The sequence below is a fragment of the Kitasatospora sp. NPDC091257 genome (assembly GCF_044757675.1).
Classification (GTDB): Bacteria; Actinomycetota; Actinomycetes; order Streptomycetales; family Streptomycetaceae; genus Kitasatospora; species Kitasatospora lactacystinica.
This window is the reverse complement of record NZ_JBIVVI010001730.1, coordinates 1-1349: the sequence shown is the minus strand read 5'-3', so window position 1 is coordinate 1349 and position 1349 is coordinate 1. Positions and strand designations below refer to the sequence as shown.

Here is a 1349-nt window from a genome sequence, read left to right as displayed (position 1 = left end):
CCCCAGCGGCCCGGGCTGCCCGGCACCCGCCTCCGGCACCCCGCTGGCCACCGACCGGGGCAGCTACCACGGCGCCCCGGTCGACGTCCTGGTCTACTCCCTGGCCGGCCGCCCCGGTTCCGTCGACGTCTACCTGCGCTCCCCCGACTGCGGCCCGGTCGTCCTGCACCAGGCCGTTCCCAGCCGCTGACCGGCGGTTCCCATGCGATCCACGCCGACGGCGGCACGCCGCTTCCGGACTTCGGGCGCCTGGTACTGATCCGCCTGGGAATGCGAGACACTGGTCAGTCGTTGTCCCGGGCGGCGGAGCAGGACCGCCCTCCCCGCAGCAAACGCGGGTCGCGATGCGAACCAGGAGAAGCAGTGAGCGACGTCCGTAACGTGATCATCATCGGTTCCGGCCCGGCCGGGTACACGGCCGCGCTCTACACGGCCCGTGCCTCCCTCAAGCCGCTGGTCTTTGAGGGGGCCGTGACCGCCGGTGGTGCGCTCATGAACACCACCGAGGTCGAGAACTTCCCGGGCTTCCGGGACGGCATCATGGGCCCCGAGCTGATGGACAACATGCGGGCCCAGGCCGAGCGCTTCGGCGCCGAGCTGATCCCCGACGACATCGTCGCGGTCGACCTCACCGGTGACATCAAGACCGTCACCGACTCCGAGGGCAACGTGCACCAGGCGCGCGCCGTGATCGTCACCACCGGCTCCCAGCACCGCAAGCTCGGTCTGCCGAACGAGGACAAGCTCTCCGGCCGTGGCGTCTCCTGGTGCGCCACCTGCGACGGCTTCTTCTTCCGCGACCAGGACATCGCAGTGGTCGGCGGCGGCGACACCGCTCTGGAGGAGGCGACCTTCCTCTCCCGCTTCGCCAGGAGCGTCACGATCATCCACCGCCGGGACACCCTGCGCGCCTCCAAGGCGATGCAGGAGCGCGCCTTCGCCGACCCGAAGATCCGCTTCGAGTGGGACAGCGCGGTCGAGGCCATCCACGGCGACCCGAAGCTCAGCGGTGTCACCCTGCGCGACACCACGACCGGCGAGACCCGCGAGCTGGCCGTCACCGGTCTGTTCATCGCGATCGGCCACGACCCGCGCACCGAGCTCTTCAAGGGCCAGCTGGACCTGGACGCCGAGGGCTACCTCAAGGTCGAGGCCCCCTCGACCCGGACCAACATCCCGGGCGTCTTCGGCGCCGGCGACGTCGTGGACCACACCTACCGCCAGGCCATCACCGCCGCCGGCACCGGCTGCTCCTCCGCCCTGGACGCCGAGCGCTACCTGGCCGCGCTGGACGACCTGGAGGCCAAGGCCGCCGTCGCGGTCTGAGCCCCACCCTCCGCCCCACGGGG

At 71.5% G+C, this 1349-nt stretch carries 1 protein-coding gene and 1 pseudogene; both read left to right on the top strand.

What is annotated here, in order from left to right; genetic code table 11:
- Nucleotides 1-190, top strand: a pseudogene (locus ACIQOV_RS41605) (hypothetical protein); the annotation flags it as partial.
- A 173-nt stretch (nt 191-363) separates the two neighbouring features.
- A complete protein-coding gene (gene trxB / locus ACIQOV_RS41600; protein ID WP_401056365.1) occupies nt 364-1326 on the top strand; it encodes a thioredoxin-disulfide reductase in 963 nt (320 codons plus the stop codon).
- Nucleotides 1327-1349: the final 23 nt, after the last annotated feature.